At 68.7% G+C, this 23,926-nt stretch carries 21 protein-coding genes and 1 pseudogene; 8 read left to right on the top strand and 14 right to left on the bottom strand.

Going from position 1 to position 23,926, the window contains the following annotated elements; all coding sequences use genetic code 11:
• Positions 1 to 87: 87 nt before the first annotated feature.
• Complete coding sequence (locus ACFUPX_RS17605; RefSeq protein WP_383322537.1) at positions 88 to 555, bottom strand: NUDIX domain-containing protein; 468 nt, start codon at positions 553 to 555, stop codon at positions 88 to 90.
• The gene (locus ACFUPX_RS17600) at positions 552 to 1,094 is read right to left on the bottom strand and encodes a YbhB/YbcL family Raf kinase inhibitor-like protein (protein WP_383322534.1); all 543 of its coding nucleotides are present in this window, start codon (positions 1,092 to 1,094) and stop codon (positions 552 to 554) included. Before ACFUPX_RS17600 ends, ACFUPX_RS17605 begins: the two co-directional genes overlap by 4 nt.
• 162 nt (positions 1,095 to 1,256) lie before the next feature.
• Between ACFUPX_RS17600 and ACFUPX_RS17595 the strand changes: the two genes are divergently transcribed.
• From ACFUPX_RS17595 to ACFUPX_RS17585, 3 genes are all read left to right on the top strand, one after another.
• Positions 1,257 to 1,961, top strand: coding sequence for a GntR family transcriptional regulator (locus ACFUPX_RS17595; protein WP_383322531.1), 705 nt, complete (start codon positions 1,257 to 1,259; stop codon positions 1,959 to 1,961).
• Complete coding sequence (locus tag ACFUPX_RS17590) at positions 1,958 to 2,821, top strand: hypothetical protein (protein WP_383322528.1); 864 nt, start codon at positions 1,958 to 1,960, stop codon at positions 2,819 to 2,821. The genes ACFUPX_RS17595 and ACFUPX_RS17590 overlap by 4 nt, the downstream gene beginning before the upstream one ends.
• Positions 2,822 to 3,417: 596 nt before the next feature.
• Positions 3,418 to 4,086 carry a response regulator transcription factor gene (locus ACFUPX_RS17585; protein ID WP_383322526.1) on the top strand — a complete coding sequence of 223 codons (669 nt, stop codon included), beginning with the start codon at positions 3,418 to 3,420 and terminating at the stop codon, positions 4,084 to 4,086.
• Positions 4,087 to 4,138: 52 nt separating this feature from the next.
• Here ACFUPX_RS17585 and ACFUPX_RS17580 read toward each other — a convergent pair whose 3' ends face one another.
• The 9 genes from ACFUPX_RS17580 to ACFUPX_RS17540 form a co-directional block, all read right to left on the bottom strand.
• Positions 4,139 to 5,077: a UbiA family prenyltransferase gene (locus tag ACFUPX_RS17580; protein WP_383322524.1), complete on the bottom strand. Its 939-nt coding sequence runs from the start codon at positions 5,075 to 5,077 to the stop codon at positions 4,139 to 4,141.
• 82 nt (positions 5,078 to 5,159) lie between these two features.
• On the bottom strand, positions 5,160 to 6,146 hold the full coding sequence (locus ACFUPX_RS17575) for a hypothetical protein (RefSeq protein WP_383322521.1): 987 nt from the start codon (positions 6,144 to 6,146) through the stop codon (positions 5,160 to 5,162).
• A 2-nt stretch (positions 6,147 to 6,148) separates the two neighbouring features.
• Positions 6,149 to 7,444 (bottom strand): ATP-grasp domain-containing protein, encoded by a 1,296-nt coding sequence (locus tag ACFUPX_RS17570; RefSeq protein ID WP_383322518.1) that lies wholly within the window; start codon positions 7,442 to 7,444, stop codon positions 6,149 to 6,151.
• Positions 7,407 to 9,044 carry an FAD/NAD(P)-binding protein gene (locus ACFUPX_RS17565; protein ID WP_383322516.1) on the bottom strand — a complete coding sequence of 546 codons (1,638 nt, stop codon included), beginning with the start codon at positions 9,042 to 9,044 and terminating at the stop codon, positions 7,407 to 7,409. Before ACFUPX_RS17565 ends, ACFUPX_RS17570 begins: the two co-directional genes overlap by 38 nt.
• 35 nt (positions 9,045 to 9,079) lie before the next feature.
• Positions 9,080 to 9,766 (bottom strand): thioesterase II family protein, encoded by a 687-nt coding sequence (locus ACFUPX_RS17560; protein ID WP_383322513.1) that lies wholly within the window; start codon positions 9,764 to 9,766, stop codon positions 9,080 to 9,082.
• 27 nt (positions 9,767 to 9,793) lie between these two features.
• Positions 9,794 to 11,560 (bottom strand): asparagine synthase (glutamine-hydrolyzing), encoded by a 1,767-nt coding sequence (gene asnB, locus ACFUPX_RS17555; RefSeq protein ID WP_383322510.1) that lies wholly within the window; start codon positions 11,558 to 11,560, stop codon positions 9,794 to 9,796.
• A 5-nt stretch (positions 11,561 to 11,565) separates the two neighbouring features.
• Entirely contained in the window at positions 11,566 to 13,275 is a 1,710-nt protein-coding gene (locus ACFUPX_RS17550) for a non-ribosomal peptide synthetase (RefSeq protein WP_383322507.1), read from the bottom strand.
• Between the two features lie 4 nt (positions 13,276 to 13,279).
• A complete protein-coding gene (locus ACFUPX_RS17545) occupies positions 13,280 to 14,128 on the bottom strand; it encodes a fumarylacetoacetate hydrolase family protein (protein WP_383322505.1) in 849 nt (282 codons plus the stop codon).
• Positions 14,129 to 14,159: 31 nt separating this feature from the next.
• Positions 14,160 to 15,185 carry a hypothetical protein gene (locus tag ACFUPX_RS17540; protein ID WP_383322502.1) on the bottom strand — a complete coding sequence of 342 codons (1,026 nt, stop codon included), beginning with the start codon at positions 15,183 to 15,185 and terminating at the stop codon, positions 14,160 to 14,162.
• Positions 15,186 to 15,490: 305 nt separating this feature from the next.
• Here ACFUPX_RS17540 and ACFUPX_RS17535 point away from each other — a divergent pair, with 305 nt between their 5' ends.
• The 5 genes from ACFUPX_RS17535 to ACFUPX_RS17515 are packed head-to-tail and all read left to right on the top strand — an operon-like array spanning position 15,491 to position 20,545.
• Positions 15,491 to 16,966, top strand: coding sequence for a PqqD family protein (locus ACFUPX_RS17535; protein ID WP_383322499.1), 1,476 nt, complete (start codon positions 15,491 to 15,493; stop codon positions 16,964 to 16,966).
• Positions 16,967 to 16,982: 16 nt separating this feature from the next.
• Positions 16,983 to 17,957: a DMT family transporter gene (locus tag ACFUPX_RS17530; RefSeq protein WP_383322496.1), complete on the top strand. Its 975-nt coding sequence runs from the start codon at positions 16,983 to 16,985 to the stop codon at positions 17,955 to 17,957.
• The gene (locus ACFUPX_RS17525) at positions 17,957 to 18,730 is read left to right on the top strand and encodes an SDR family oxidoreductase (RefSeq protein ID WP_383322493.1); all 774 of its coding nucleotides are present in this window, start codon (positions 17,957 to 17,959) and stop codon (positions 18,728 to 18,730) included. The genes ACFUPX_RS17530 and ACFUPX_RS17525 overlap by 1 nt, the downstream gene beginning before the upstream one ends.
• 38 nt (positions 18,731 to 18,768) lie before the next feature.
• Positions 18,769 to 19,017: an acyl carrier protein gene (locus tag ACFUPX_RS17520; protein ID WP_383322490.1), complete on the top strand. Its 249-nt coding sequence runs from the start codon at positions 18,769 to 18,771 to the stop codon at positions 19,015 to 19,017.
• 19 nt (positions 19,018 to 19,036) lie between these two features.
• Positions 19,037 to 20,545 (top strand): hypothetical protein, encoded by a 1,509-nt coding sequence (locus ACFUPX_RS17515; protein WP_383322487.1) that lies wholly within the window; start codon positions 19,037 to 19,039, stop codon positions 20,543 to 20,545.
• 452 nt (positions 20,546 to 20,997) lie between these two features.
• Here ACFUPX_RS17515 and ACFUPX_RS17510 read toward each other — a convergent pair.
• From ACFUPX_RS17510 to ACFUPX_RS17500, 3 genes and pseudogenes are all read right to left on the bottom strand, one after another.
• Positions 20,998 to 21,129 (bottom strand): annotated as a pseudogene (locus tag ACFUPX_RS17510) (pirin family protein); the annotation flags it as partial.
• A gap of 823 nt (positions 21,130 to 21,952) precedes the next feature.
• A complete protein-coding gene (locus ACFUPX_RS17505; protein ID WP_383322484.1) occupies positions 21,953 to 22,846 on the bottom strand; it encodes a helix-turn-helix transcriptional regulator in 894 nt (297 codons plus the stop codon).
• 32 nt (positions 22,847 to 22,878) lie between these two features.
• On the bottom strand, positions 22,879 to 23,700 hold the full coding sequence (locus ACFUPX_RS17500; RefSeq protein WP_383322481.1) for an SDR family oxidoreductase: 822 nt from the start codon (positions 23,698 to 23,700) through the stop codon (positions 22,879 to 22,881).
• Between the last annotated feature and the right edge of the window lie 226 nt (positions 23,701 to 23,926).

Genomic DNA, 23,926 nt, shown 5'->3' with positions numbered 1-23,926 from the left:
GAACCCGTCCAGCGGTCGCAGAGCATCACGGGCGCGCTGATGCTGGACGGGGTCCTGATCCTGGGATGGATCCCACGCTGCTGTTCGTCAATGCCGGGATGGGCCGTCCCCGGTCTCGGTGGTCCAGCGCGGGTCGATGCGGCCCATCCACGCGTCTTGCTCGTCAGCAAGTGTCTGCCGCAAGGGAAGCGGGAGGAATCGGCAGGCGAAGGTGAGACCGGAGTCCTCTCCGTCGCCGTGGACGGCGTGCTCCCACGCGTCAGGGGTGCCTGCTGGTGCCCGGAGGTACAAGAAGGTGGTGCGCCGAGGCTGTCCCGTTTCGGGATGCGGCTTGTCCTCCACGGCGAGTTGCCGGACCACGGTGGCAGTCAGCAGACCGGTCTCCTCCGCTACCTCTCGAAGCACCGCATCCTCCACGCTTTCGCCTGGCTTGACTCCTCCCGCTGGGACTTGGGTGCCGGCCTCCGGCATACCGACGTGGTCGAAAACCAGGACCTCCGCGACAGCGCGATGCCGGATCACGTATGCGGCGACACGGCTTCTAGGAGAAGTCATCCCGGCATTGTCTCAGCGGTGGCTGTCAGGACCGCGCGGCCGAGGATGTGGCCGGCCATGGTGAAGCCGAGGGCGGCCGGGGTGGCGTCGGCGGGGACGCCGATGGTGTCGACGTCGAGGGCATGCACCACGGTGAAGTAGCGGTGCGGGCCGTGTCCGGCCGGCGGGGCGGCGCCGATGAAGCGGGCCGCGCGGGCGTCGTTGGGCAGCTGGAACGCGCCCCCGGGCAGGCCCGAGCCGGTGTCATCGCCGGCACCTTCGGGCAGCTCGGTGACGGTGGCGGGGATATCGGCGACCGCCCAGTGCCAGAACCCGGACCCGGTGGGGGCATCAGGGTCGTAGACCGTGACGGCGTAGCTCTTGGTGCCTTCCGGGGCGCCGCTCCAAGAAAGCTGCGGGGAGACGTCCTTCCCGCCGGGGACGCCAAAGAGGCCGGAGTATTGCTCGATCGACCAGGGGGCGCCGCCGGTGACGGTGGTGCTGACAACGGTGAAAGAGGCCGCCTCGGGGAGACGGGCAAAGGGGTCGTTGAAGCTCATGGTGTCGTTCCTCTCGGATGTGCTGTGGGGTGGTGGTGATGCGGTCGGCGGAGGTCCCGCCGTGGTGGAGCCAGGAGGCGACGTGGTCACGCTTCCGCTCACCACTGAGATCGACCATAACATTGATAATCGATTATTCAGCGGATCGTCTATTGTGTAGGCATGACTCAGACGACTCCCACCTCACCCCCGGCGGGGAAGCAGATCCTCTCCGAGCAGGTCTACGCACACCTGCGGGCCGCGATCATGCGCGGGGACCACGCCCCCGGCGATGCCCTCAAACCCCAAGACCTCGCTAAAGAGCAGGGCGTGAGCCTGGCCGTCGTGCGTGAGGCGCTCGTGCGGGTGGTCGGCGAGGGCCTCGCCGATCGGCTGCCCAACCGCGGCTTCGCCGTCCCGGCGTACTCCGACCGCCGATGGCAGGAGATCGCGGAGGCCCGCCGGACGATCGAACCGGTCATGCTGCGCATGGCCGTCGAACGCGGCGATGTGGACTGGGAAGCCCGCGTACGAGCCTCCCACCACCGTCTCACCCGCACCCCGGCGTACGTGGCAGAGGAGGGCGAGCACTACAGCAGCACATGGGCCGAAGCCCACCGCCTCTTTCACCGCACGCTGCTGGAGGGGTGCGGCAATCTCGTCCTGCTGGAGACCTTCGACCGGCTGTGGACAGCGAGCGAGCTGGCCCGCCGCTGGTCGGCACACCGCAACCCCGACCGGGACGGCGCCCTGGAGCATCGCCGGCTCGAGGAGGCCGCGCTCGCCCGCGACGCCGACACCGCGGCCGAGGTCCTGACCCAGCACCTCACCCAGACTGCGGCCGGACTGACCGACTGCCCCCACCACGAGCCCGGAGCCACAGCATGACGTCCATCGAGGCGAGCGCAGGCCGCCACTGTCACAATGCCGTCAGCCCCCTGCACGTGGCCATGTACTTCGCGCCGGAGCCGGAGGAAGAACTCACGGCACTAGGTCTTGAGCGCGGCCCCATGGTCTACCTCGCGGGCCGCGCCGCACCTCTCGGCACTGTCGCCGCGGGCACCGTCACAGCGGCGTTCTACAACTTCAACCATGAGCACGTACTGCGGTACATCCCCGCCGCGTGGACCGTCACCACACCGCAGAAGGCGCTCACGGCACGGCTGCGCGGCGCGGACCGGACGCTGCGGCGGATGCTCGGCAAGGAGGCCCTCACATCCAGGGAAGTGACCGAGGCGGCCGAACTGGCGCTGCACGCCACCGAAGCCTGCCGCCGGGAGGCGCGGCCGTTGTACGCCGCCAACGCCGATCTCCCCGTACCCGAGGAGCCGCACCTGGCCCTGTGGCACGCCGCGACGCTTCTGCGCGAACACCGGGGTGACGGTCACCTCGCCGCCTTGGCGATCGCCGGCCTGTCCGGCATCGAGGCGCTGGTCCTGCACAACGCCACCGGCACGGCACCGACATCGGCGCTGTTCATGCGGACCCGCGGGTGGTCCGCGCAGCAGTGGGACACCGCCCGGGACCAGTTGCGCGAGCGCGGCCTGCTGGACGAGGCAGGCGACCTCACGCAGGGGGGCACGGCCCTGCGCGGCGAGACCGAGGTGCTCACCGACCGCCTCGACGCCGCCCCGTACGACCACCTCGGCCCGGCCGCCACCGCACGCCTCACCGAACTGGCCGGCAGCTTCTGCAAAACCATCAGGGCAGCGGGCGCCTTCCCCGCGGTGCACTTCGGCAAGGGCTGAGCGTCGGGGAGGGCGGAGCGGGCATGACGATCGGACCGGTGACCGAACTCGGGAGCGGGGGCGCGTTGCGGTTGCCGCGCGCCCACGTCATGCCCATTTCCACCACGTAGGCGATGCGGCGGGCGCGGAGCGGGACGCGCACACCTGTTGCGGGACGCGCACACCTGTTGGAGGAGGCCGATGGTGGCGGCGTCCGCCAGAGTCCGGCCGGTCGCGGAACAGGTTGAGCTTGATCGTGCAGCCGTAGTGGGGCCGCCCACTGCCCTGCACGGCGACGTCGCGCCAGGTCAGAGGTACAGGCTGGGACGACGGCCATGGCGTCCAAGGGGCGGAATACGATCATTGCCACATGATCATCGGCTGATTATATTTCCAGAGACCAGTCCGATAGTGGCTCCCCCGCCCCGGCGGGGGCCGTGGTCTGCGGATGAGCCTCGCCGTACAGGGCTTCGTGATTTGGAGGATGTGTGCCTCGCGACCCTCGTTCGCACCGCCATACAACCGGCGGCCTCTCGGTGTCCCGTGACGGCGAGAAACCCGAAGAAGACGAATCCCGCCGACGAGTCGCGACAGCTCTGCGCTCTGCCATACCCGATGTGCTGGACGCCTATCAAGCCGGTCTGTTGCGAGTGGACAGTGTGCTGGCCGAGCGCTCGGATCTGTGGTCGTCGTGCCGGCGTCAGGCCGTGGCGATCATCGATGACTGCATCGCCACCCTGGAGCAGGGGGGCCTGCCGGACACCACCGCGGCGGAGGACTACACACGGCTTCTCGGTGTGAACCGAGCCCTGCAGAGGGTACCGGTCGCCGAATCGGTGCGAGCTGCCGAGCTGTTGTGGTCGGCCCTTCAGCCGACGGTCCATGCTGCCGTGGCGTCGGCGGCGCCGCAGCTGCGGTCGGTGATCTGGCAGCAGGTGAACGCGGCTTTCCGGGCCGCTTCTTCGGTGCGCCTCTACGCCGGAAGCAGAGGCTACGAAGAAACGCGCGATCAGATCCTCGCCCCTGCCACCCCCCACTCCCCTGAGACACAGCCGCGCACCAACCCCGCACCGACAGATGAAGAGGGGGGTGACTCCTCGGAGGAACTGACCCCGCGGGAGCGCCAGATCCTCGACGCGGTCGCCTTGGCGCTCACCAATCGTCAGGTTGCTTCCCAGTTGGACATCAGCGAGGGAACCGTGAAGCGCCACCTCTACAACATCTTCAACAAACTCGGGGCAACATCCCGGATGGACGCGGTACTGAAGGGCGCGGAGCGAAGGTGACCGCCCTCATGTCACGGGCTTGACCGCACAACCGGCTGAAGCGGCGCCGGGGTCACCGCGAACCCACTAGCGTCACAAGCATGACCAGGTTTGCGGCGTACTGCGTGATCATGAATGCCCGGTAAGCGTCCCGCCGCGTATGGCGATCGCGGCGCTCGGTGTGCCTGCCGCGCAAGCAGCGCACTGTCACCCACCCCGCGCCGAGAACCAGCGGGAGTGTGCCCGGCAGGACGGATGGCGCCCAGGTCCACGCGGCCACGGGGGCGCCGACACCGACGGTCAGGGCCCCCGCGACCGCGAGGCGTCTGGCGACGTGCACGCCGCGGGTGGCGGCGAGTGTGCGCCTTCCGGCCTCGGCGTCACCTTCCGCATCGCTGAAATCCTTCACTACGGCACCGACCAGGGCCATCCACGCGGCCATGGCGGTGGCGAACACCACGGCGGGGACGGCAAGGCCACCCCCGGCTGCTGCCGCGCCGCCCGCGTAGGACGTCCAGCCGAGGCCGAACACCACGACCGCGCAGGGCAGGCTCGCCCGCTTCGCCGCCAGGGGTGGCGCCGAGTACGCCCATCCCAGCGCGAGGAAGACAAGAACCCAGCCGATCAGTCCGCCACACAGAGCGGACAGCAGCAGGGCGACCAGTGCCGCTGTCAGCGTGACCGCGACGGCGCGGCGCAGCGGCAGGGCGCCCCGCGCGATCGGTCTGTCGGAATGGTTGCGGCGGTCCTCCTCCACGTCCATCACGCCGTTGAACAGGTAGGCGAAGACACTCGCGCACAACCATGCCGCCGCCCCTGCCAAGATCCGGGGGAGATCGAGTTCATCCTGCGTGGCGAAGGCCGTTCCCGTCGCGAACCGCAGCAGGAAGGCGATCTGCACGACGGGCCGTGCTTCTGTCCAACACAGGCGAGCGGTTCGCGCGGCGATGGAAATCTTTCCTTGCCTGCTCAACAAGCGCGCACGGTCCGGTATTTCGATGACAGCAACCATGTGCGGAGCGTAGAAGAGCTCCTTGCACGCCGGGGGGCTTCTACAACCAAGGTGGCAGTAGTTGAGCATCTGCCCGCAGCCGTCAGACGACTCTGGCCGAGGCAGGGTCGTCGGTCTCCTGGGCTGCCGGGGTCCGGCCGGCATTCGTCACGCCGTGCTCATGAGGGCGGCGGTGCTCGGCATGAGCCACGGCGCTTGCCGCAAGCAGCAGCAGCCCGACGGCGACAGTGCCCTGCACCGTGAGGGGGTAACCGAGAGCACCCTGGACGAGGTAGGCCAGACCGGGCTGAGCAGCGAGCAGAGCCATGGTGACCGTGGCCGACGTGCGTTGGGCACCGACCTGAAGGGCGTAGAGCGGAATCACCACACCAGCGAAGGCGACCAGTGCCGTCACCCCCCAGCCCAGCTGCGGCCGCTCGACGAATTGACCATTGAACAGGGGGAGCGCGGCGACCACGTAGGTCAGATGGAAGCGGTGCGCCATCACGACGGACGGCGCGACCCCGCGCTCCCCGAGCCGGCGGGAGAGCCGGGCGAGCACCGTGGCCCCGATCCCCGCGAGAAGGGCGAGCCCGGCGCCGACGGCGCTCGCGGCTGGGCCGGACTGCCAGGACGAGGTGTCCAGCAGGGAGGGCTGTACGGCTGCCGCGGTGACCAGGGAAGCGACGAGCAAACCCACCGAGCGGAGCCAGTCCGCGACGGGACGGATCTCCCCCGACAGCCGGGCGAGGATACTCGCGGCGACCGGACCGACGCCGGCCATCAGACTGGCCGCGAGCGCCGCCGGTACCCACACCAGCGCCACGTACAGGCCAAGGAAGGTGACCGCGCTGGCCACATTGAGCGCGGCGAACTGACGCCACGCACCACCAAGTCCTTTCGGCATTGGCTTACTTGAGCGGTTCTTGATCCTGCTCACTCGGTTGACCGCCAGGAAGAGCACAGTGCACCCGAGGAAGGCAAGCAGGGAGAAACGCAGGCTGTCACCGCTACTGATGCGGCCGGAAAGGAAAGCCTCGGCAGCCGCCTGCATCAGCACCGAGAACGCAATCATGGCAATGGCACGCATCGTCAGGCAGCCGCTCCTTGTTCTTCCCCGACGCCCCGCACGTCTGTCCCGACGTCGACCATGCGGTAGAAGGCGTGATCGTCCTCGAGGTGGTGGACGAACTCCAACGAGCTGTGGAGCAGGTCCTCGTCCTCGTGGACAAGGTAGGCGATGCCCGAGGCCCCGGTCGTCAAGGTCCGGTCGGGGATCGGAGCGCCGGTGGAGGGAAGCCTGTCGATGGAGTGGAAACCAGGCAGGCGGCGCAAGGTACGCGCACCCTGCACCGAGGCGAGTTCTCCGTCGCAGAAGCCTCGAAGGAAGAGCTTGGCGAGCGTGCGCCCCCCGCCATAGGGGAGGTCGAACCGGCGGGCGAACTCCTGCGGTCGCAAAAAGCGTTCGGCCACCAGGTGCTGATGGCTGTAGCCGAAGGCGGCGTGATACGGGTCGGGGGCCAGAGACGGTCCCATGATCCGGGAGTTGACCTCCACGAGGCGTGGTCCGGCGGCCGTGAGCATCACCTCCGTATGGGCGGCGCCTTCCTTGATGCCCAGGGCGTCCAGGCAGCGCAGGACGTAGTCGACGAGATCGCGCTCCCCCTCGTCGAGCTGGGGGCGGGAGAGGATGTGGCGCAGGACCGGAGCGCCGCCGATGGTGTCGATGCGTTCCCGGTAGACCTCCGTGACCAAGTGCCGGCCTGCCATGCTGACGGTGTTGACAATGTATTGAGTACCCGTCAGGTACTCCTGGAGCAGCAGGTCGGTGTTCGTCTCCCCCATGAGGTTGGACTTCAGCAACGTGGTCTCGAGGGCAGCGTGCGCTTGGGCGCGGCTGGTGACCACGGTGCAGCCGTCGCTTCCCGCGCTGTCACGCGGCTTGATCACCAATGGTGTGCCAGGAGCAGTGCCCCATGCGTCGAGTGCCTGGTCGAGTTCGGCGGCGGAGGCGATGGTACGGGTGCGGGCCGCCGGTATACCCGCGGCCTCCAAGGCGCGCACCATGAGCTCCTTGTCGCGGCGAGCGGCGGCCAGGTGCTGCTCGTGGTGCGGCAGACCGAGCACGTCGGCCAGTTCGTCGGCGAGCAGCACTCCTCGCTCACTCGCGGCGATCACCGCGGCGACCGGTTCGTTGCGCAACAGATCGGCCGCCTCCTGTACGGCGCCGGGGCCGGTCTGCGTCAGCAGGTGAGTGCGGGGCGCGGTGTCGACGGCGTGATCAGCGTGCAGGGCGGCCTCATAGAGGTGGAGGACGCGGGCGCCTTCCTCGCTGAAGGCGGCAGCGAGTTCACGGCCGGTGGAGACGGGGTCGACGAGTACGTACACGAGGATGCCTTTCGTAGCTGGAGGTCGTGCGTGTTTCGGGCGCCTGATGCGTTGGTGCGGCGTCCGATTGCGGGAGCGCTGCTGCCGGCCCTGCGGTTGGGGGGACGGGAGTGGCCAAACTCTGCGCCACCACGTCGGCCTGCGCTGCCGCGGTCCACAGGTAGTTGACGATGGCGGTGCGCCCCCCGGCTGCGGCTCCCACCATCCAGATCCGCTCCGAGGCGCCGCCGTCGGGTGACATGAGCCTCAGTCGGTCGTCGGGCAGGGGTGGAGCGCAGTCGGGCGAGCAGGCGGCGACGCCGAAGGCCAGGAGAGCCGGCCCGTGCGTACACACGGCGGGCGGCCGGTAACCGGACGCCGCGACGACGTGGGAGAAGTGCTCGGCAGCGCTTTCGGGGTGCCACCGGGCGTGCCAGCCGCCACCGGGCGCGGGGGTGAGGGACACGGGGGTACCTCGCCGTACCACGAGCCGCCCGGCGAGCCCGTGCTGCGCCAGAGTTCGGGCGCTGGCCACGGGGATGGCGGAGATGTGACGGGCGATCAGTGGACGGAAGCGCATGAGCAAGCTGTCCCGGTCGTCGCGGGGCCACCCTTGGGTCCAGTCGTTGACGGCTTCGATGAGTTCGGCGATGAGGGACTGCCAGGCGTTGGCGCCGGACTCGGTCTGCCGCAGTTCGGTACCGAGCCGCCGCAACGCATCGGGTTCGGTTCCGAACTGCTTGCCGAGGGCGGGCGGGGGCAACGGTGAGGCGGTCCGGACCGCGCGGATGAGAAGCCTGGTGAACGCGAGGTCGAAGCCTGGGGACCGAGGGTCCAGTTCGCGCAGCCCGGAAAGGAGCCCGGCCGGCCGGTCCGGGCGGCACAGCCGGTCCCGGACTGCGGGAAGCTCTCCCGACGGCGAGCACAGGGTGACGTGGCGTTGTTCTGCGCACAGCACGAGTGCGGCGTCGACCCCGGACAGTTTGGTACCCAGGACCAACGGCCTTGCGTCTTCCGCCAGTTCTCGCAGCCGGCCAGAGGGATAGGCGCCGGCCAGCAGGCCGGGATGGTCCGCGTATTCGCGGAGCGCGTCCGGCAAGCGGGGCTGGTCGCCGCCCACCGCCACCACCACGTCCGTGGCCTCCAGGGTGCTGCCGTCATTCAGGGTGACGAGGTATCCCCGGCCCGGCTCAGCGGCGGACCGCACCGTCCTGGCACGGCCTGTCATCTGACGCACCGCACAGCCGCGAGCCGTCAGCGTGCTCCGTGCCTGAGCGAAGCGCTCACGGCAGTACTGCCCGACCAGGGTCCGGGGCACGAAGTCCGACCGGCTCACCGGCCACCCGCGCCCGGCCAGGTAGCGCAGCAGGTCGGACTGCTGGCCCCGGTGCAATGAGGTGACGTCGACGGAGGTGTTGCAGCGCAGACGCGGATCGGCGGTTCCGAAGGCCACCCCGAATCCGACCGGCCGTGAATCGACGACTGTCACCGACAGGGGGCGGACGTCGGCATGCTGCGCAAGGTGGTGGAGCACCGCGGTGGCGGAGGCTCCGCCACCGACGACCACCAGGTGGCCACCGGTGCTCAGGGGACGACTGTCGCGGCTGTCGCGGCTGTCCACGGGGAGTGTGTCTCCTTCCTCTCAGGGGGCGGGTGTTACTCGCGCGAGGCGACGGTGCGCAGCCAGTCGGCGAACGCGGGCGTGGTCAGCAGATCGGAGTGGCCACCGGGGAAGGTGCGGCGGGCGCAGGAGCCGGTGGTCGCCGCGGCCCACTCCGCTGTGCCCTCGGCGGAAGTGAGCGGGTCCGCTGCCCCTCGCGCGGCGAAGACCGGGCACCGTGGGTGCGGCCGGGGTGCGTCACTGAAGTGCGCAAGCAGGCGCAGGTCCTGCATGGCGGCGTCCAGGACCAGGTCGCGCCATTCGTCGGACGGGTCCGGCAGCAGCCGCGGGTCGATGCCCTCCAGGTAGGCGGCAACGGCCGCCCGGTCGGAGCGTGCGGCCGGTGGGACGGCGAGCAGATGAGGCGCGTTGGCGCCGACGACGACCAGCGCGTGGACAGGGGTTTGGCGCCGCTCCAGTTCCGCCGCTGTGGCGTGGGCGACGTAGGCGCCGAAGCTGTGCCCGACCAGGGTCACCCGGTCAGCGGGCGGGTTCCGCGCCTGTTCCGTACACGCGTCGACGACCTCGGGGAACGTCGTGTCCTTGCCCGCGTCGCGCCCGAAGCGGCCGGGGTACCGGGCGATTCGGGCAGCGGGCCCGAGCTCGTCCAGGAGGGGTTTGAGTTCGCCGCCGAAGGATCCTGCCCCGGGCAGGATGAGCGTGCCGTGCGGTGTGGGGGGCACCGGTATCTCCGTTTCTCCCTGTCGGGGTCAGAGGGTGAGGCCCAGCTCGTCCATGATCATCGCGATGCTGATCGCGCTGATCCTGAAGTCCCACTTCCCTGTCTCGGCCGGCCCGTCCAGGCAGTCGGCCGTGAACAGGCCGGAGGCCTCGACCAGCGCACGCCAGTCCTCCCAGGTGCGGCTGCTCGTGATCGACTGGACGTCGTAGGCGGTGAAGCCATGTTTTCCGCGCTGCAGGACGGACTGCGGAACGATGCCTTCGTAGGCCGACCTGAGGCAGGCCTTTCCCTCGAAGTCGGCCATCTTCCTGGCGTCTTCGACTTGGAGGGCGAGTGAGACGACGGAATTGCCGAGGAACGGGTAGCGGCCTTCGACGGAGTGCCGCATCAGCATCGAGTCCCCGTGGTCGCCGAGCAGGTGGCCGGACATCTGGACGTACACATCGGCGATCGAGCGCAACTGCATACGGGAGAGCTGCCGCACCTCCTGGTCGGTGAACGGGATGAGCCGCGAGTGGTGGAACTCGTGGCCCGTCAGGGCCGCGCGTGCCCAGGGCGTGAGAAACCGCTCCCGTCGGCGTGCGACCTTGTCCCAGTCCACCTCCCAACCGAAGTCCGGTCGGCCCCAGGCCTGTTCGTTCTCCGCCCGGGAGGGACGCCGTGAGCGGGCCAGGCCATCGAACGCATAGGAGTCGTAGCCGAAGAACAGCTCGTCCGCGCCCTCTCCGGACACCACCCCCTTGATGCCGGCGTCTCGTACGCTGCCCGCGAGCATCATCGCGGCGACGTTATAGGTCTCCCGCTGCGGGTAGCAGCAGTGCCGGACCATCTCCTCGAACCGCGCGGTGATGTCGCTGTGATGGCAGGAGACCTGCTCGTGCTTGCTGCCGACCGCATGCGCCACCTCGCGCTGGAAGCGGCCCTCGTCGAGCCCGGGGTCGTCGAAGACCACCGAGAAGGTGCGGACCGGCTGGGCACTGAGAGCGGCCGCCTCCATCACGATGGCGGTCGAGTCGAAGCCTCCGCTCAGGTATGCCCCGATCTCCACGTCTGCCCGCAGTCGGTCCTTGACCGAAGCGCGCATCGCCTCCCGCAGCGCCACATCGGTGACGGCTCCGGCCACCGGGGCGAACTCGCCGTAACGCCAATAGCGCAGCGTCTGGCTTCCGTCCGCGTCGAAGCGGACGGCGCACCCCGGCGGGACGGCTCGGACCCCTTGCACCAGGGTGCGCGGAGCAACGATGTTGCCCAGCGAGAGGTACTGGTCGACGGCGCTCAGGTCCACCTTTCGCGGCCGGTCCACACACTGCACCAGCGGCTTGAGTTCGGAGCAGAAGTGCACCTGCGGGCCGACCTCGGTGTAGTACATGGGACAGATGCCGAAGCGGTCCCGGGCTAGGTAGAGCGCGTTGCGGGCGCGGTCCAGGACGACAGTGGCGAACTGCCCGTCGACCAGGTGCAGTCCCTCAAGTCCGTACCGTGCGAAGAGTTCCGGGACGACGGCGATGTCGACTCCGTTGTGTGGCTGGTCGAGCCCCATACGAGACTGCAGCTCACGAGCGTTGTATATCTCCCCGTTCGTCATGGCCACGTAGCGGCCGGTGCTGTCCTCCGCAGGCTGCCATCCGTCGGCCAGGCCGGTGAACCCGAGGCGACCGAGCTTGGCGCAGATCGTTTCGGTGTTCAGTGAGTAGGTCTCATCCGGTCCTCGGTGCACCTGCCGCTCGTGCATGGCCGCGGCCACGCCGCGGTCGGTGACACCGGACGGCGAGTATGTGCCGCACACACCGCACATGTTGGTCACACCCCCCGTTCACGCACGTGGTCGACCAGCACCTGCAGGTTCTCCGCCCGAAGGACGTCGCGTACGCCGGCGTCCATCCAGCCGAGGTCCTTCAGCTTGTTGACGAGGATGACCGTGGAGGCCGAGTCGCCGCCCAGGTCGAAGAAGTTGTCCTCCACGCCCGCGTCGGCCACTCCGGTCAGACGGCGCACCAGGGCGAGGACCTGTTCGGCCGCTCCGCCCTCGTGCCCCGCCGCGCCCGACTCTTGCCGGCGGGCCCGCAAGGCGTCCCGGTCCACCTTGCCGTTGCGGGTGTAGGGCAGGGCTTCGACCTGGTTCATCACCGAGGGGACCTTGTACGGGTCGAGCACCGCCTCCAGGTGTGCGCGAAGCTCGCGGGGGCTTGCCTCGCCCTGGTAGTAGCACACCAGGGCGTCGGCCGCGGAGGGATCGTCACTGTCGTACGCCTCGGCGTCCACCGCCGCTTCGACGACGGCGTCGAGCCGGCAGGCCGCGCTCTCGATCTCCCCCGGGTCAAGCCGATAGCCGCGCACCTTAAGCTGCCGGTCCAGACGCTCGACGAAGTAGTACTGGCCGTCGCGTACCTCGACGATGTCGCCCGTGCGGTAGACGCGGTCCTCGGGGCCCTCGCCGAAACGGCGCAGGCCCTGGGATGTGAGGTAGCCGATGCCTACGCTGGGCCCCGTGACGACCAGCTCACCGCGGATGGCGCCGCCGGTCCCTGTCGCGGGCCCGCCGGGCAGCTGGGCCACCTCCAGACCGCAGTCCCCCACCACCGCGCCCAGGGGCACGGCGTCGGTGCAGTCGTCGGGGTTCAGCGGGGCGCTCAGGAGGTTGCAGACGGTACTCTCCGTGGTCCCGTAGGCGTTGTGGAAGTCCGTGTGCGCGGCCCACTTGCGCACCACGGCGGGGCGGCAGGCTCCCCCGCCGTTGATCACGTGACGCAGGCCCATCGCGGCCGTCGGGTCTGTCGCGGTGAGGGCGTAGGGCGTGGTCTTCAGGTGCGTGACGCGGTACTTCTCCAGGGTCGCCTGAAGTAGGGCGCCCGGGCTGAGGTGTTCCTCACCAAGGACCACGAGGCAGGCGCCGGCGGTCAGCGTCCACAGGATCTCGGTGAGGCAGCCGTCGAACGTCAGCCGGGCGAACTGGAGCGTCCGGCTCTCAGGTCCCAGTTCCAGGGCGCGCACATGGTCGCGGATCACCCCGGCCAGGGGCGTGGCGCTGACCAGCACGCACTTGGGCTCACCGGTCGATCCCGACGTGTGGATGGCGTAGCCGACCCGGTCCTCGAGCGGAACGATCGCTCCGTCGGCCGGCTCGTGGGTGGCGCGCCACTGCGTGGGTGTGGGCACCAGGACGGGCGCGCTCGTCCCTGCGGAGGTCTCGGCGATCCAGTCCACACCGAGCGAGACGACCTTCGCGTGGTTGGAGGAGGCGCTGTCGCGTGGGTCGAGGAAGACGAAGGGGCGTTCGGCCCTGAGCGCGGCGGCCATGGCGACGATCGAGGCCGGGGTCCGGACGGCTTCGATGCCGATGAACTCGCCGGGCGAGGCGAGCGTCTGGAGCTCGTGGGTGAACTCGGCGACAAGGCTGCCGAATTCGCGGAAGGTGACGACGCCGTCGGCTGTCTCGATGGCGGGGCGCTCCGGATGGCATTCGATCGCCGCGGAAAGGGCGTCCGCCACGGAGGTGTGCTGTGCGCTCAAGGTCTCAGCCCTTCACGGTGTGGGACAGGGTGCCGACGCCCTCAACGAGCGAGCTGATCGTGTCGCCCGGCTCGATCACGGCCGCCCCGGGCGTGCCGGTGCAGATGACGGTGCCGGGTGCAAGGGTGCGTCCGGCGCTGAAGTACTCGACGAGGAAAGCCAGGTCGTACTTCATGTCCGACACGGGAGCCGAGGCGATGACCTCACCGTTGCGAACCGTGGAGACCCGCGTCGACCTCAGCGCCTGGTCGTCGAACTCGTCAAGGGTCACCACCTGGGGGCCCACGCTGCAGAACGTGTCGAAGCCCTTGGCCCACGGGATGTAGCGCGGGTTCTCCCGGATCACGTCTTCCGCGGTCATGTCCAGGACCGCGGTGACGCCGGCGATCACCGATCGCCACTCCTGCCCGCGCACGTTCTTGCACTCCTGGCCGACGACGAGCCCGAGTTCCGCCTCCGCAGTCACCCGGCCGCTCTGCGCGGGCAGTTCGATCTGACCTCCGTTGTCGATGAGGCAGCCCCTTGGCCGCAGGTACGAGCCGGGTCCGGAAGCGGGCTGCTGTGTGCTGAGGTCCTGGGAATGTCCCAGGTAGTTGAGTCCGGCTCCCCAGATGTCACCGCCGTCGACGACGGTGGCGGCCTCCTCCAGGCGTACGTCGAGCAAGTCGACGTCGGTCACCTGGTCAAGGAGTTCGGCGAGTTCCTGGCGTCGGGCGGCATCGAGGAGGTCACTGAGCCGGTACGGCAGCTGTCGGCCGGTGAAGGCGTCCAGAGCGGAGAGCGGGATCCAGCCGCCGAGGTGGGACACCGCTGTCCGCAGTCCGTTGTGGGTGTTGACTCGCGCAAAACGCATGGCGTTCCTCTCAAATGGGGTGGACGAGGGTTCAGGCCGCGGCGGTCTGCCGGGAAAGGTGCTGCGCGGCCGCTCGGATGTCGTTCTTCTCGGCGCTGCGCCGGGCCATGCCGACGGCTGTCTCCATCAACGGCGCTGGTTCGACGGCGAGTTCCTCGCACAGCTGGTCAATGAGCGGGAAGAAACCGGAGTGAATTCCGATCACACCGCCGAGAACCTGCATATTGCGGTCCTCGGGGAGGAGTTCCAGGTTGGTGCGGCAGAAGTGCGCCAGTTTGGCCAGTTCCTTGTAGTCGAACCGGTCCGATCCGAGAACGCGCATGATTCCGGCCAGCGATTCCGTCTCCGCGTTCCCGGCACCACGACCGATTCCGTCGAGCGTGCCGTCCGCGATGGTCGCACCCGCCTGGAATGCGGCGATGCTGTTCGCGTTCGCCATGCCCAGGTTGTCGTGCCCGTGGAATCCGACGACGGGGCAGATGTCCTTCGCCACGGTCACATACCGCTGCACGTCGTCGGGCATCATCGAGCCGCAGGAGTCGACCACATACAGGCCCGCCACGGCGGGGATGTCGCGCAGCAGCTCGGGCAGTTCCTGCGCGGGGGTGCTGCTGGTCTTCATCAGGTTGAGGTACACCTCGTCGCAGATCTCGGTGGCGCGCCGGAGGTAGTCGAGGTGGTCCGGGACCTTCTCGGGCTCCATGCCGATCCGTACGAACGACATGCCTTCCTTGCACAGGTCAGCGAGGGTTTCGAGCCGGCTGAACGCGGGCTGCGCGAACATGCCCCAGGGCGTGGTGGAGAGCTCTTGGCCGGCGATCTCGCACCATTTCGCCAGATCGATGTTGGAAGCCTTGATTCCGGACTGCTCCGCCTCGAACCCGAGGCCGTGCCCGATCTCGACCTTGTTGATGGGTGTCGCTTCCAGCCTACGGAGCAGCTTCCGGACGAAATTCTCGTCGAGTTGGAAGTCGACTGCGTAGGAACCGTCCCGCAACGTCGCGTCGAGAATCTCAAGCCGCCGCGACGAGAACGTCCGGGCAGGGGCTGCGTACATCTTGGTCCTCCGAAGCAGTGGGGAATGGATGCCAGATCACTGCGGATCTGCCACGACTTTGCAGCACGCGACGGCGTCCCCGGGGGGCGCTACAACGAAGGGCGGGCGGCAACACCGGGAGACGTACATCCTTCGATGCAATGCGGGGTGAGACCCACTCAACTGCCCTCTTCGGCCTTTACGTTCTGGGTGTCGAGTTCGCCGCTTCGCGAAAGATTTCGCATAGGGCGGCGGGCGTCCGGTCGGGACGCCCTTTCACGGGCTCTTCGGCCCTCACCCGTTCACGTTGGACCCCAGGAGGACAGATGCGCGCGACCGTGCTGGAGAACCTCAAAGGCGCACTGCCGGAGCACGATGTTCCGGCCGTCGAGGAGTGCGTCACCGAACTGTATGAAGCCTTGCCGCACCACGACGACCTCAGCCGGAACACGGTCATGGTCGCCTACGGCGGCGGTAAGGACAGCGCGTACGCAGTGGCGTTCGTCCGCGCGGTCCACCTGGCTCTCGCGGAGCGCCACGGAGCCACCTTCAACCTGAGGGTGGTCACCATGCGGCACGGCGGCATGCCCTACCAGGTGATGCTCAACATCGACGCCACGTACCAGGCTCTCGGTCTGTACGGGGATCGCGACGTGGAACTGCTGCTGATCGAGCGCGACCGCGTGGTCCCCTTCGACCGGGACCGCAGCATGCCGCACCGCCTGATCGCCTTTAACCGGACCGACATGCTGATGTCCGGTCACCGTACCTATGGCGACGGCCGGGCCACGTTCTGCAACGCCTGCAACCTGAACGTGGCCAGTTCCTTCGGCATCGCTGCCCGCCACGGAGCGGGCGTGGACCTGATCATCACGGGTGACTCACCGCAGGAGCAGCGGGACTACGCGGTGTGGATCCGACAACTGGCCCGCGGAGCGGGACAGAAGCCCGCCGACAGCAAGAAGCGCTTCCGGGGGACGCTGGAGACCCTCGACGGCCTGGCACAGGCCTACTTTCAGGAGATCCACGGCCGGGACAACAGCGACCGGGTCAAGGAGCGGGGGGTCACCTCCGACGTCCCCTCGGCCCTGGAGTTCTTCTCCATCTACGACTACACCAGCTACGCCTCGGGGGCGCACTGGCGGCTCCTCACGGACTTCCTCGGTTTCGTCTTCGACGAGATCGCGTTCAACTTCACCGAATCCGACTGCGCCAACCCCGCACTCATGGCCCACCTGCGCGGACTGCGGACCGAGCACGTCTATGGGCGCGGGTACGGCGAAGGCATTGCCCAGTACGTGGACTTCGCCCTGGAACTGATGCGCAAGAAGCACTTTCCCGAGCACCTGGTCGAGGAGATCGCGGCGCGTTACCGCACGGAGGAGGGCGTAGAGCGGATGCGCGAGGCGGCCACCCGCTACGCAGAGGATGCCTTCGGCCTGGACACCGAGCAGTTGGTCTGCATGGTCTACTCGCCCTTCGCCGGCCGCGCGGCGAACCTCCATGACTACCTGGCCGGGGAGTGCCCCGACCTGCTGGCCGAGGAGGACCGCCTCCGCGGGCTCCTGGCGGGCACGAACACCAGCGACTGGCTGGCCGCGCGCCTCGAGCGCCTCAGCGGCCTGAGCCTGACCGACCTCCGGGCGCTCCACGACGGTCCGCTGTGGTCACCCTTCGACGCCAAGGGCACGCAGTCGGGAGTCCTCCCCCTGGTCATGGACAGCGACCCGCACAAGAAGATCATCAGCGTGCAGCGCAACTCCACCGGTGGCGAGGTCCTGGACCGGGTCGCCGGCCGCTAGAAGCTGGAGGACACCGATGACATCCGACGCCAATCCTTCCACTCCGCCGGCGGGCTCACCCGCCGCTCCCTACCTCAACCTGCTCGTCACCATGGTGATGTTCGGCAGCGCGTTCGCCAGCTCCAAGGTGGTCGTCGGCGCGATGCCGCACCAGATGGCCGCAGCGCTACGGTTCGGCGGAGGAGCCGTACTGCTGATCGTGCTGGCCATCGCGCTGCGCCGTAAGTCCGCGCCCATCGGACGCACCGCCGCCCTCCGCGCGGGTCTGATCGGCCTGCTCGGCGTACTGGCCTACAACTTCTTCTTCTTCTGGGGACTGTCGCTGGCGCCCGCTCTCGACGGCAGCATCATCGTGCCCGTCCTGAGCCCCATCCTGACCACCGCGACACTGCTGCTCCTACGCCGTGAGAAGGCGTCATGGGCGCGCGTCGCGGGCCTGCTGGTCGGCCTGACCGGCGCCGCCGTCTTCCTGCTCGGGGTCGGCCACACCAGCAACCAGCGGCTCCTCGGTGACCTCGTCTTCGTCGCGGGCGCCGCCTGCTGGGCGGCGTACAGCATCTTGTCGAAGTCGCTCCTTGCCGGCATCGCCCCCCTGAGGGCGACGGCCTGGGGAACCGCCGTCGGCGGACTGGGACTTGTGGTCCTCGCGGCGCCGACAGCGGGCGACGTCGCGTGGTCAGCGGTCTCGGACCTGGCCTGGGCGAACGTTGTCTTCCTTGCGATAGGGCCGACCGCGATCGCCTACTTGTTCTACTACCGGGGGCTGCGCGACGTCAGCCCTTCCATGGCCACGGTCATGATGTTCACGGTGCCGGTGTTCGGCACGTTCTTCTCCACGGTCTTCTTGGGCGAGTCGTTCACCGGCGTGCAGCTGACCGGCACCGTGGTCATGCTCGCCGGAGCCCTGCTGGCCGTCCTGGGGAACACGCTTGTCGAGCGGACGGCCCAGCCGCGGGTCCCTGCCGACAGGCAGGCCGAGGAGGTGTCCTGATGGATCTCGCCCTCTCCGGCCGTACGGCTCTCGTCTGTTCGTCCACGCAAGGCCTCGGCGCGGCCATCGCCTCAGCCCTGGCGGCGGAGGGCGCCAACACCGTCGTGAACGGCCGGCACGACGCACGGGCGAAAGAGGCCGCCGCACGCCTGCCGAACGCCGTCGGCGCCGGGGCCGACCTGCTGTCCCCACATGGCCCGGAGGAACTCTTCAAGGCCACCGTGCATGCCTTCGGGCCACCCGACGTCCTCGTACTGAACGGTCCGGGGCCGCGACCGGCGCAGGCTACCGACGTCACCGCCGAGGACGTCGACAGCGCCTTCGAGACGAACGTGCGGCCCCACATCCGCCTGATCTCACTGGCCCTGCCCGCCATGCGGGCGCGCGGTTGGGGCCGCATCCTCGCGGTGGGGTCCAGTGGAATCGCCGCTCCCATCCCCCACCTCGCCCTGTCCAATCTGGGCCGGGCCGGTCTGGCCGGGTACCTCAAGACGCTGGCCGCCGAGGTCGCCGCGGACGGCGTGACAGTCAACCTTCTCCTGCCGGGGCGGATCAGAACCGAGCGCACCAGGACGGTCGACGCCGCAAACGCCGAACGCACCGATCGCTCGGTGGCGGACGTGGAACGGGAATCGGTCGCCGCGATCCCCGCCGGCCGCTACGGCCATCCCTCCGAGTTCGCCGCTGCCGCCGCCTTCCTGTGCGGCGCACCCGCCTCATACGTGACCGGGGTCGCCCTGCGGTGCGACGGCGGCCTCGTACGCGGCCTGTGACCCCCGCCCCCTCCCCCGCCATCTAAGGACAATTCGCTGTGCAGACCACCAGAGCCGAGATCACGAAGGCTCTCGCCGACACGGTCGGCGAGATCGCGGGCGTCTCCTCCGACGCAGTCCGCGAGGACAGCTCCTTCACCGACGACTTGGACGTCGACTCCCTGTCGATGGTCGAGATCGCCGTCGCCGCCGAGGAGCGATTCGCCGTCACGATTGCGGACGAACAAGTGAAGCACTTCAACACGGTCCGCGATGTGGTCGACCACATCGTCATGCACCACCCCTGATCGCCCTGCGGAGATCCTCGTGAACCACCTCGCACTGCCCCTGCCCGCCCCACAGGCGCCCTCGACGACATTGCGCTGCCAGGTCCTTGCGGCACTCCTCAACCGAATGGCAGTCCAGGACGGACGCACGCTCGCCTCCATAGGTCCGGTCGACCCGGCGGCCGCCCTTGCCCGTACCGCCACCGCAGCGGGCCTGACGGGCCCCGCCGAACCGTCGGAGCATGAAGCGATTCGCTACGTGCCCACTTCAGCGGCGCGCGATCGGGTCGGCTCCGAGCAGGACGGCACGTGGCCTCAGTCGACGGCCTCCCGCCATCGCAAAGCCCTGCGCCGAACTCCCGGAGCGGTGTTCACCTTCCCTGTGGAGGACTCAGATCCGGCCGAGGCGGCCCTGACCGTCTTCACCACGGACTGGTCGCCGACGCCGGCAGGCTGCGCCGTGGCCGTGCATCCCGGACACCCTCTGAGCCACGGTCTGCCGACCGGGCACACGTCCTCCTTCACGGGCCGCTACTGCCGTCATCCGCTCACCGGGGACCTGCTGCCGGTATGGACCGCCGGCTGGGTCGCACCGGAGTTCGGAACCGGGGCCGTCCTGGTCAACCCTGGTCACGACGCAACCGACCTGGCCTTCGCCCGCGAGGTCGGCCTGCCCGTGCGCTTCGCCCTGACCCCACCCGACCAGGGGGAGGCCCCCGGGCACTGGCCCCTGCCTCCACTGGCCGGAGGCGGGCGCGCCGTGCGGACCGGGTCCACCGACGGCCTCGACGCAGCCGTCGCCCAGGAGGAATACCTGCGGCTGGCCGCGGCCCACGGACTCGCCGTCAAGCACACGGACATCGGCACGGGCGCGTTCGCCGTAGCCGCCTTCGCCCCCGACGGCCCTCACAGGGCCCAATGGGACGGGGCGCGGCGCACCGTCTCGGACGCCGGCCCAGCCGTCCCCGTCCGGATCAGCTCCTCCCCCGTCCTCGCCGCCGCGGAGCCGGCAGTACGAGAGGCAGACCTGTGCGTCGTCACACCATCCTCCGACGCCGAGTCACAACTGCTGGCCCTGCGCCTGCTGCTCGCGGAACCACACTTGAGTCCAGCGCCACAACAGGCCCCCGATGTCCTGCTGGTGGGCCCCGTCGCAGGTCAGGCTGACAGCCTCGCGCGGGACGTCCTCGAGCTGGCCGTGCTGACCGGCGCCGACCCCGGGGAGACTCTCTCCCTCAAGGCCCAGCTGACCGAGACCGCGCAGCGCTTCCTGCGCACCCACGCCGAACTCGTCGAGTCCGCAGAGGAGACCGCGGGTGAGGTCGACGAGGCGACCCTCAAGGCCGCCGCCCAGATCAAGTCGGCGCTCCGACAACGAAACACCAAGCACGCGTTCACCCACCTGTACCGCATGCAGAAGTCCCTGGCGAAAACCCGGACACCACTCAGCGGTGCCCTCACCGTCTACGAGGCGCTCGTCCACGTCCTCGCAGGCCTGCCCGGCCGCCGTCCCGAAAGCCAACTCACCACAACCTGGCAACTCATCTGACAACCTCCCCCGTGGTCCCGGGGGTTCACGGCAGGCATGAGCGAATCGGCGCCCTCGACCATCAGGCCGATCAGCCTCGGCTTACCGTCGCGTGGTTGCACCGCGCGGGCGTTGCCGGCACCGGACCGCGTCGGGCGGTCAGAATCGTGAGTACGCCACAACGACCGGCAGGCCCCTACCGGGACACGCCCCACCTGCCCGGCACCGACAACGCACCATCCCTGCGTCTCCTGGTCAGCCCATCACCGTGCTCATCTGGGGTGATTCCACAAGGCCGCCGCCCCGTTGTCGCGGTTGTCGGCTTCTGACAGGCGCCCGCGATACCCACACGGAACGGAACGCGATGCCCTGCGGCCGTCCCTCGTTTCGCGAGTCCGCACGGCTCGACATCAGCAACGCCTGCCGGAAAGGAGCGCTCCGGACTGCTGCCCCGACGACGGCAACCGCAATGGTCAGCGCACCCGCACCCGCGGCTTCAGCGGTACGGGCGGCAGGTCCGGCGCAGGGATCCGGCCACCGTCGTACCCCTTCACCTCGCCGAAGCGCGAGCTGTCCATCCAGTCCGAACGGGCCTGCGCGATGTCCCCAGTGCTGCCGCCCGCTGGCGGTGCGATGTGCCCGGGTCGTACGGAATGTTCGAGGCCGAGGCCATAATCGCGGCCGAACTGGCTGACTGCACCGATCATCACGAGCTGCCAGAGAAGGTCGGCCATGGTGCGCGCGTAAGCCTCCCGGCCGACCGACAGACGCGACTTCACCCTTCCGCAATAGGGCTCCACGTTCACACGGTGGCAGGCGATGAGCGCTGCGGCGAGTTGTCTGCGCGGCTCCGGGTCACCATTGAACAGGCTGCGAACCCACGCGCGTTGCGTCGGCTCGAAGTCGACATGCTCCAGTTCCATGCGCCACAGCGCACGTGGAGCCGCGAGGATGTTGTCTGCCGCCTCCTCGATGCACATCGCGTCTCCCGCCAGGCTGGCCAAATCGACCATGGGCCCGCGAGTCGGCATCAACGCGACCAGTGGGCGCGCTTGCTCTCCCAACAGCAACCTGACGCTGTCGAAGGCCTTTCGCCGCCATACCGATCGACATGGCCAACCGAGTTCGAGCGAGATCCTCGCTCGTGAAGTGGATCCGTTTCACCGAGCGTCCCCCGTCGCTCTGCGTATTGATCGCACGCAGTGCCGCCCGTGCCTCGGTTACGACACAACGATGCATTAAGCCACGGCCGGACAAGGCACTTCCGAGATGCAATCTCGCCATGACCCGGCGGCGGTCTCATCCGCGTTCGATGATCCGAACCTGATCGCGTACGGCGGGCTGGAGCCGGTGGTGCGGCTGGCCGAGCGGTGCGGTCTGCCCGCGCTGGTCGGGGAGACGGACCCTAGTACGGCTGAAGGGGTTGGACTATCCGTTGTGTGCTTCAAGCTCGGTCGCCAGCGTCTGTTGGGTGGCCGCCCACGACGCCAAAAGCGCCAAATTGTCCGCGGTCGGTGTGCCCGCGGGTGCGGTGTAGATGTTGAGGTGCAGGCCGGGTTCTGCGGGCAGTTCCATGGACTCGACGTCCAAGTCGAGCTGGCCCACGATCGGATGGTGCATACGCTTACGGCCGGACCGGTGCAGCCGCACGTCCTGAGATGCCCACCGCTGCCGAAATAGCTCACTGCACGTTGACAGTTCGCCGACCAGGGCGATCAGCTCCTCGTCGTGCGGATTGCGGCCAGCTTCCATGCGCAGCTTCGCAGCCACGGCACCGGCGACTTGGTCGTAATCGACAAAAAAATCTCTGGCCGCTTCGGGCTTCAGATAGACGAACCGCGCTGTGTTCGCGGGCCGTCGCGAATCGGCCAGCACCGGTGAATACAGCGCGCGAGCAAGTTGATTCATGGCGAGCACGTCATAACGGCCGTTACCGATCCAGGCCGGCGCATCGGAGATCGCGTCGAGCACCTGCTGGAGCGTCGAGCGCACCCCCACGGCAGGCCTGCGCCGGCGTGGGCTGCGGGGCGCCCTCGATTGGCGCGCGAGGTGGAACAGGTGGTCGCGCTCGGCCTCGTCGAGTTGCAAGGCAGAGGCCAACGCGTCAAGCACTCCGTCGGAGGCACCGGCGAGGCTGCCGCGCTCCATGCGCACGTAGTAGTCGACCGATACCCCCGCGAGCAGCGCGACCTCCTCGCGGCGCAGACCTTTGACCCGGCGGTTGCCGCCGTAAACGGGCAGGCCCGCCTGCTCGGGTGCGATGCGGGCACGACGCGAGCTGAGAAATTCCCGGATCTCGGTGCGTGGATCCATCGTGGCCATCCCCCTACCATAGGCCCGTTCAGCCGTACTAGTCAGTGGCCCATGACAGGGGGGGTACCCGTTGCAGTCGTCGCGGTGCCGCCATCTACCGGGATGATGGCGCCCGTGAGGTAGGACCCAGCCCGGCTGGCGAGAAACACGGCGGCACCCGCCATGTCGTCGTCGCGGCCGAGCCGGCGCAGTGGGGCCGCCGCCGCGATCGTGTCGCCGATGGCATCGAGCGTGGCCCCCATCATCTGCGACGGGAAGACTCCCGGTGCTACCGCGTTCACCGTGACGTGCTGTGGGCCCAGCTCCCGGGCAAGCACTCTGGTGAGTTGGTGGAGTGCCGCTTTGCTGCTGGCGTACGAGTAGGTGGGCGCCTGGGCGACGTGGATGGCGGCGATACTGCCGATGTTGATGATCCGTGCCGGATCATCGGCGGTTCCCGCCCTGCGAAGTGCGGGAAGCAGTGCCTGCACCAGCCAGAACGGCGACTTGAGGTTGAGGTCGAGCACTGCATCCCAGGCCTCGTCCGGGAACGTCTCCAGCGGCTCGCTACGCATCGCTCCCGCGTTGTTGACGAGGATGTCCAGGCGTTCCGAGTCGGCCATGACAAGATCAGCGAGGCGCTGGCACTCGTCGTGCCTGGACAGGTCGGCGGGAATTGCTTGGACGTCGCCGAATTCGGATAGCAGCTGCTGCGCCTCCGCGCACGTGTCCGCGTTGCGTGAGCTGATGACGACGCGGGCGCCCGCCTGGAGAAGGCCGCGCGCAATCATCATCCCAATACCCTTGGTGCCGCCAGTGACAAGTGCGTACTTCCCACTCAGATCGAAAAGTTCTGTGTGAGTGGTGAATTGGTTGTCCGTCATTGGTGTCCGTTCCTTCTGTCGTGTCAGAATGCGCCGACACGGTCACGCATTCGGGGCGGCAGCTGAATTGAGCTGATGGAGGTAAAGCTGCAGTGCGTGTCCACGGAGTGCTGTCGGCGCTTTCGACTCACGCCAGGTTGACAGGCATTGTGCACATCTGGGAGACCCTGGTGATACAGGTACTGCCAGAACCCCCTTTCCTGATGCGCTGAGTCCAGATCACCCC

Source organism: Streptomyces sp. NPDC057302 (assembly GCF_042667685.1).
Taxonomy (GTDB): Bacteria; Actinomycetota; Actinomycetes; order Streptomycetales; family Streptomycetaceae; genus Streptomyces.
The sequence above is the reverse complement of the archived record's forward strand: the minus strand, read 5'-3'. Positions and strand labels throughout refer to the sequence as shown.

Excerpts from the sequence above, each read along its gene's own strand:
- ACFUPX_RS17605 (WP_383322537.1), bottom strand. The coding sequence starts at position 555 with ATGACTTCTCCTAGAAGCCGTGTCGCCGCATACGTGATCCGGCATCGC.
- ACFUPX_RS17600 (WP_383322534.1), bottom strand. The coding sequence starts at position 1,094 with ATGAGCTTCAACGACCCCTTTGCCCGTCTCCCCGAGGCGGCCTCTTTC.
- ACFUPX_RS17595 (WP_383322531.1), top strand. The coding sequence starts at position 1,257 with ATGACTCAGACGACTCCCACCTCACCCCCGGCGGGGAAGCAGATCCTC.
- ACFUPX_RS17590 (WP_383322528.1), top strand. The coding sequence starts at position 1,958 with ATGACGTCCATCGAGGCGAGCGCAGGCCGCCACTGTCACAATGCCGTC.
- ACFUPX_RS17580 (WP_383322524.1), bottom strand. The coding sequence starts at position 5,077 with ATGGTTGCTGTCATCGAAATACCGGACCGTGCGCGCTTGTTGAGCAGG.
- ACFUPX_RS17575 (WP_383322521.1), bottom strand. The coding sequence starts at position 6,146 with ATGCGTGCCATTGCCATGATTGCGTTCTCGGTGCTGATGCAGGCGGCT.
- asnB (WP_383322510.1), bottom strand. The coding sequence starts at position 11,560 with ATGTGCGGTGTGTGCGGCACATACTCGCCGTCCGGTGTCACCGACCGC.
- ACFUPX_RS17545 (WP_383322505.1), bottom strand. The coding sequence starts at position 14,128 with ATGCGTTTTGCGCGAGTCAACACCCACAACGGACTGCGGACAGCGGTG.
- ACFUPX_RS17540 (WP_383322502.1), bottom strand. The coding sequence starts at position 15,185 with ATGTACGCAGCCCCTGCCCGGACGTTCTCGTCGCGGCGGCTTGAGATT.
- ACFUPX_RS17535 (WP_383322499.1), top strand. The coding sequence starts at position 15,491 with ATGCGCGCGACCGTGCTGGAGAACCTCAAAGGCGCACTGCCGGAGCAC.
- ACFUPX_RS17530 (WP_383322496.1), top strand. The coding sequence starts at position 16,983 with ATGACATCCGACGCCAATCCTTCCACTCCGCCGGCGGGCTCACCCGCC.
- ACFUPX_RS17525 (WP_383322493.1), top strand. The coding sequence starts at position 17,957 with ATGGATCTCGCCCTCTCCGGCCGTACGGCTCTCGTCTGTTCGTCCACG.
- ACFUPX_RS17505 (WP_383322484.1), bottom strand. The coding sequence starts at position 22,846 with ATGGCCACGATGGATCCACGCACCGAGATCCGGGAATTTCTCAGCTCG.
- ACFUPX_RS17500 (WP_383322481.1), bottom strand. The coding sequence starts at position 23,700 with ATGACGGACAACCAATTCACCACTCACACAGAACTTTTCGATCTGAGT.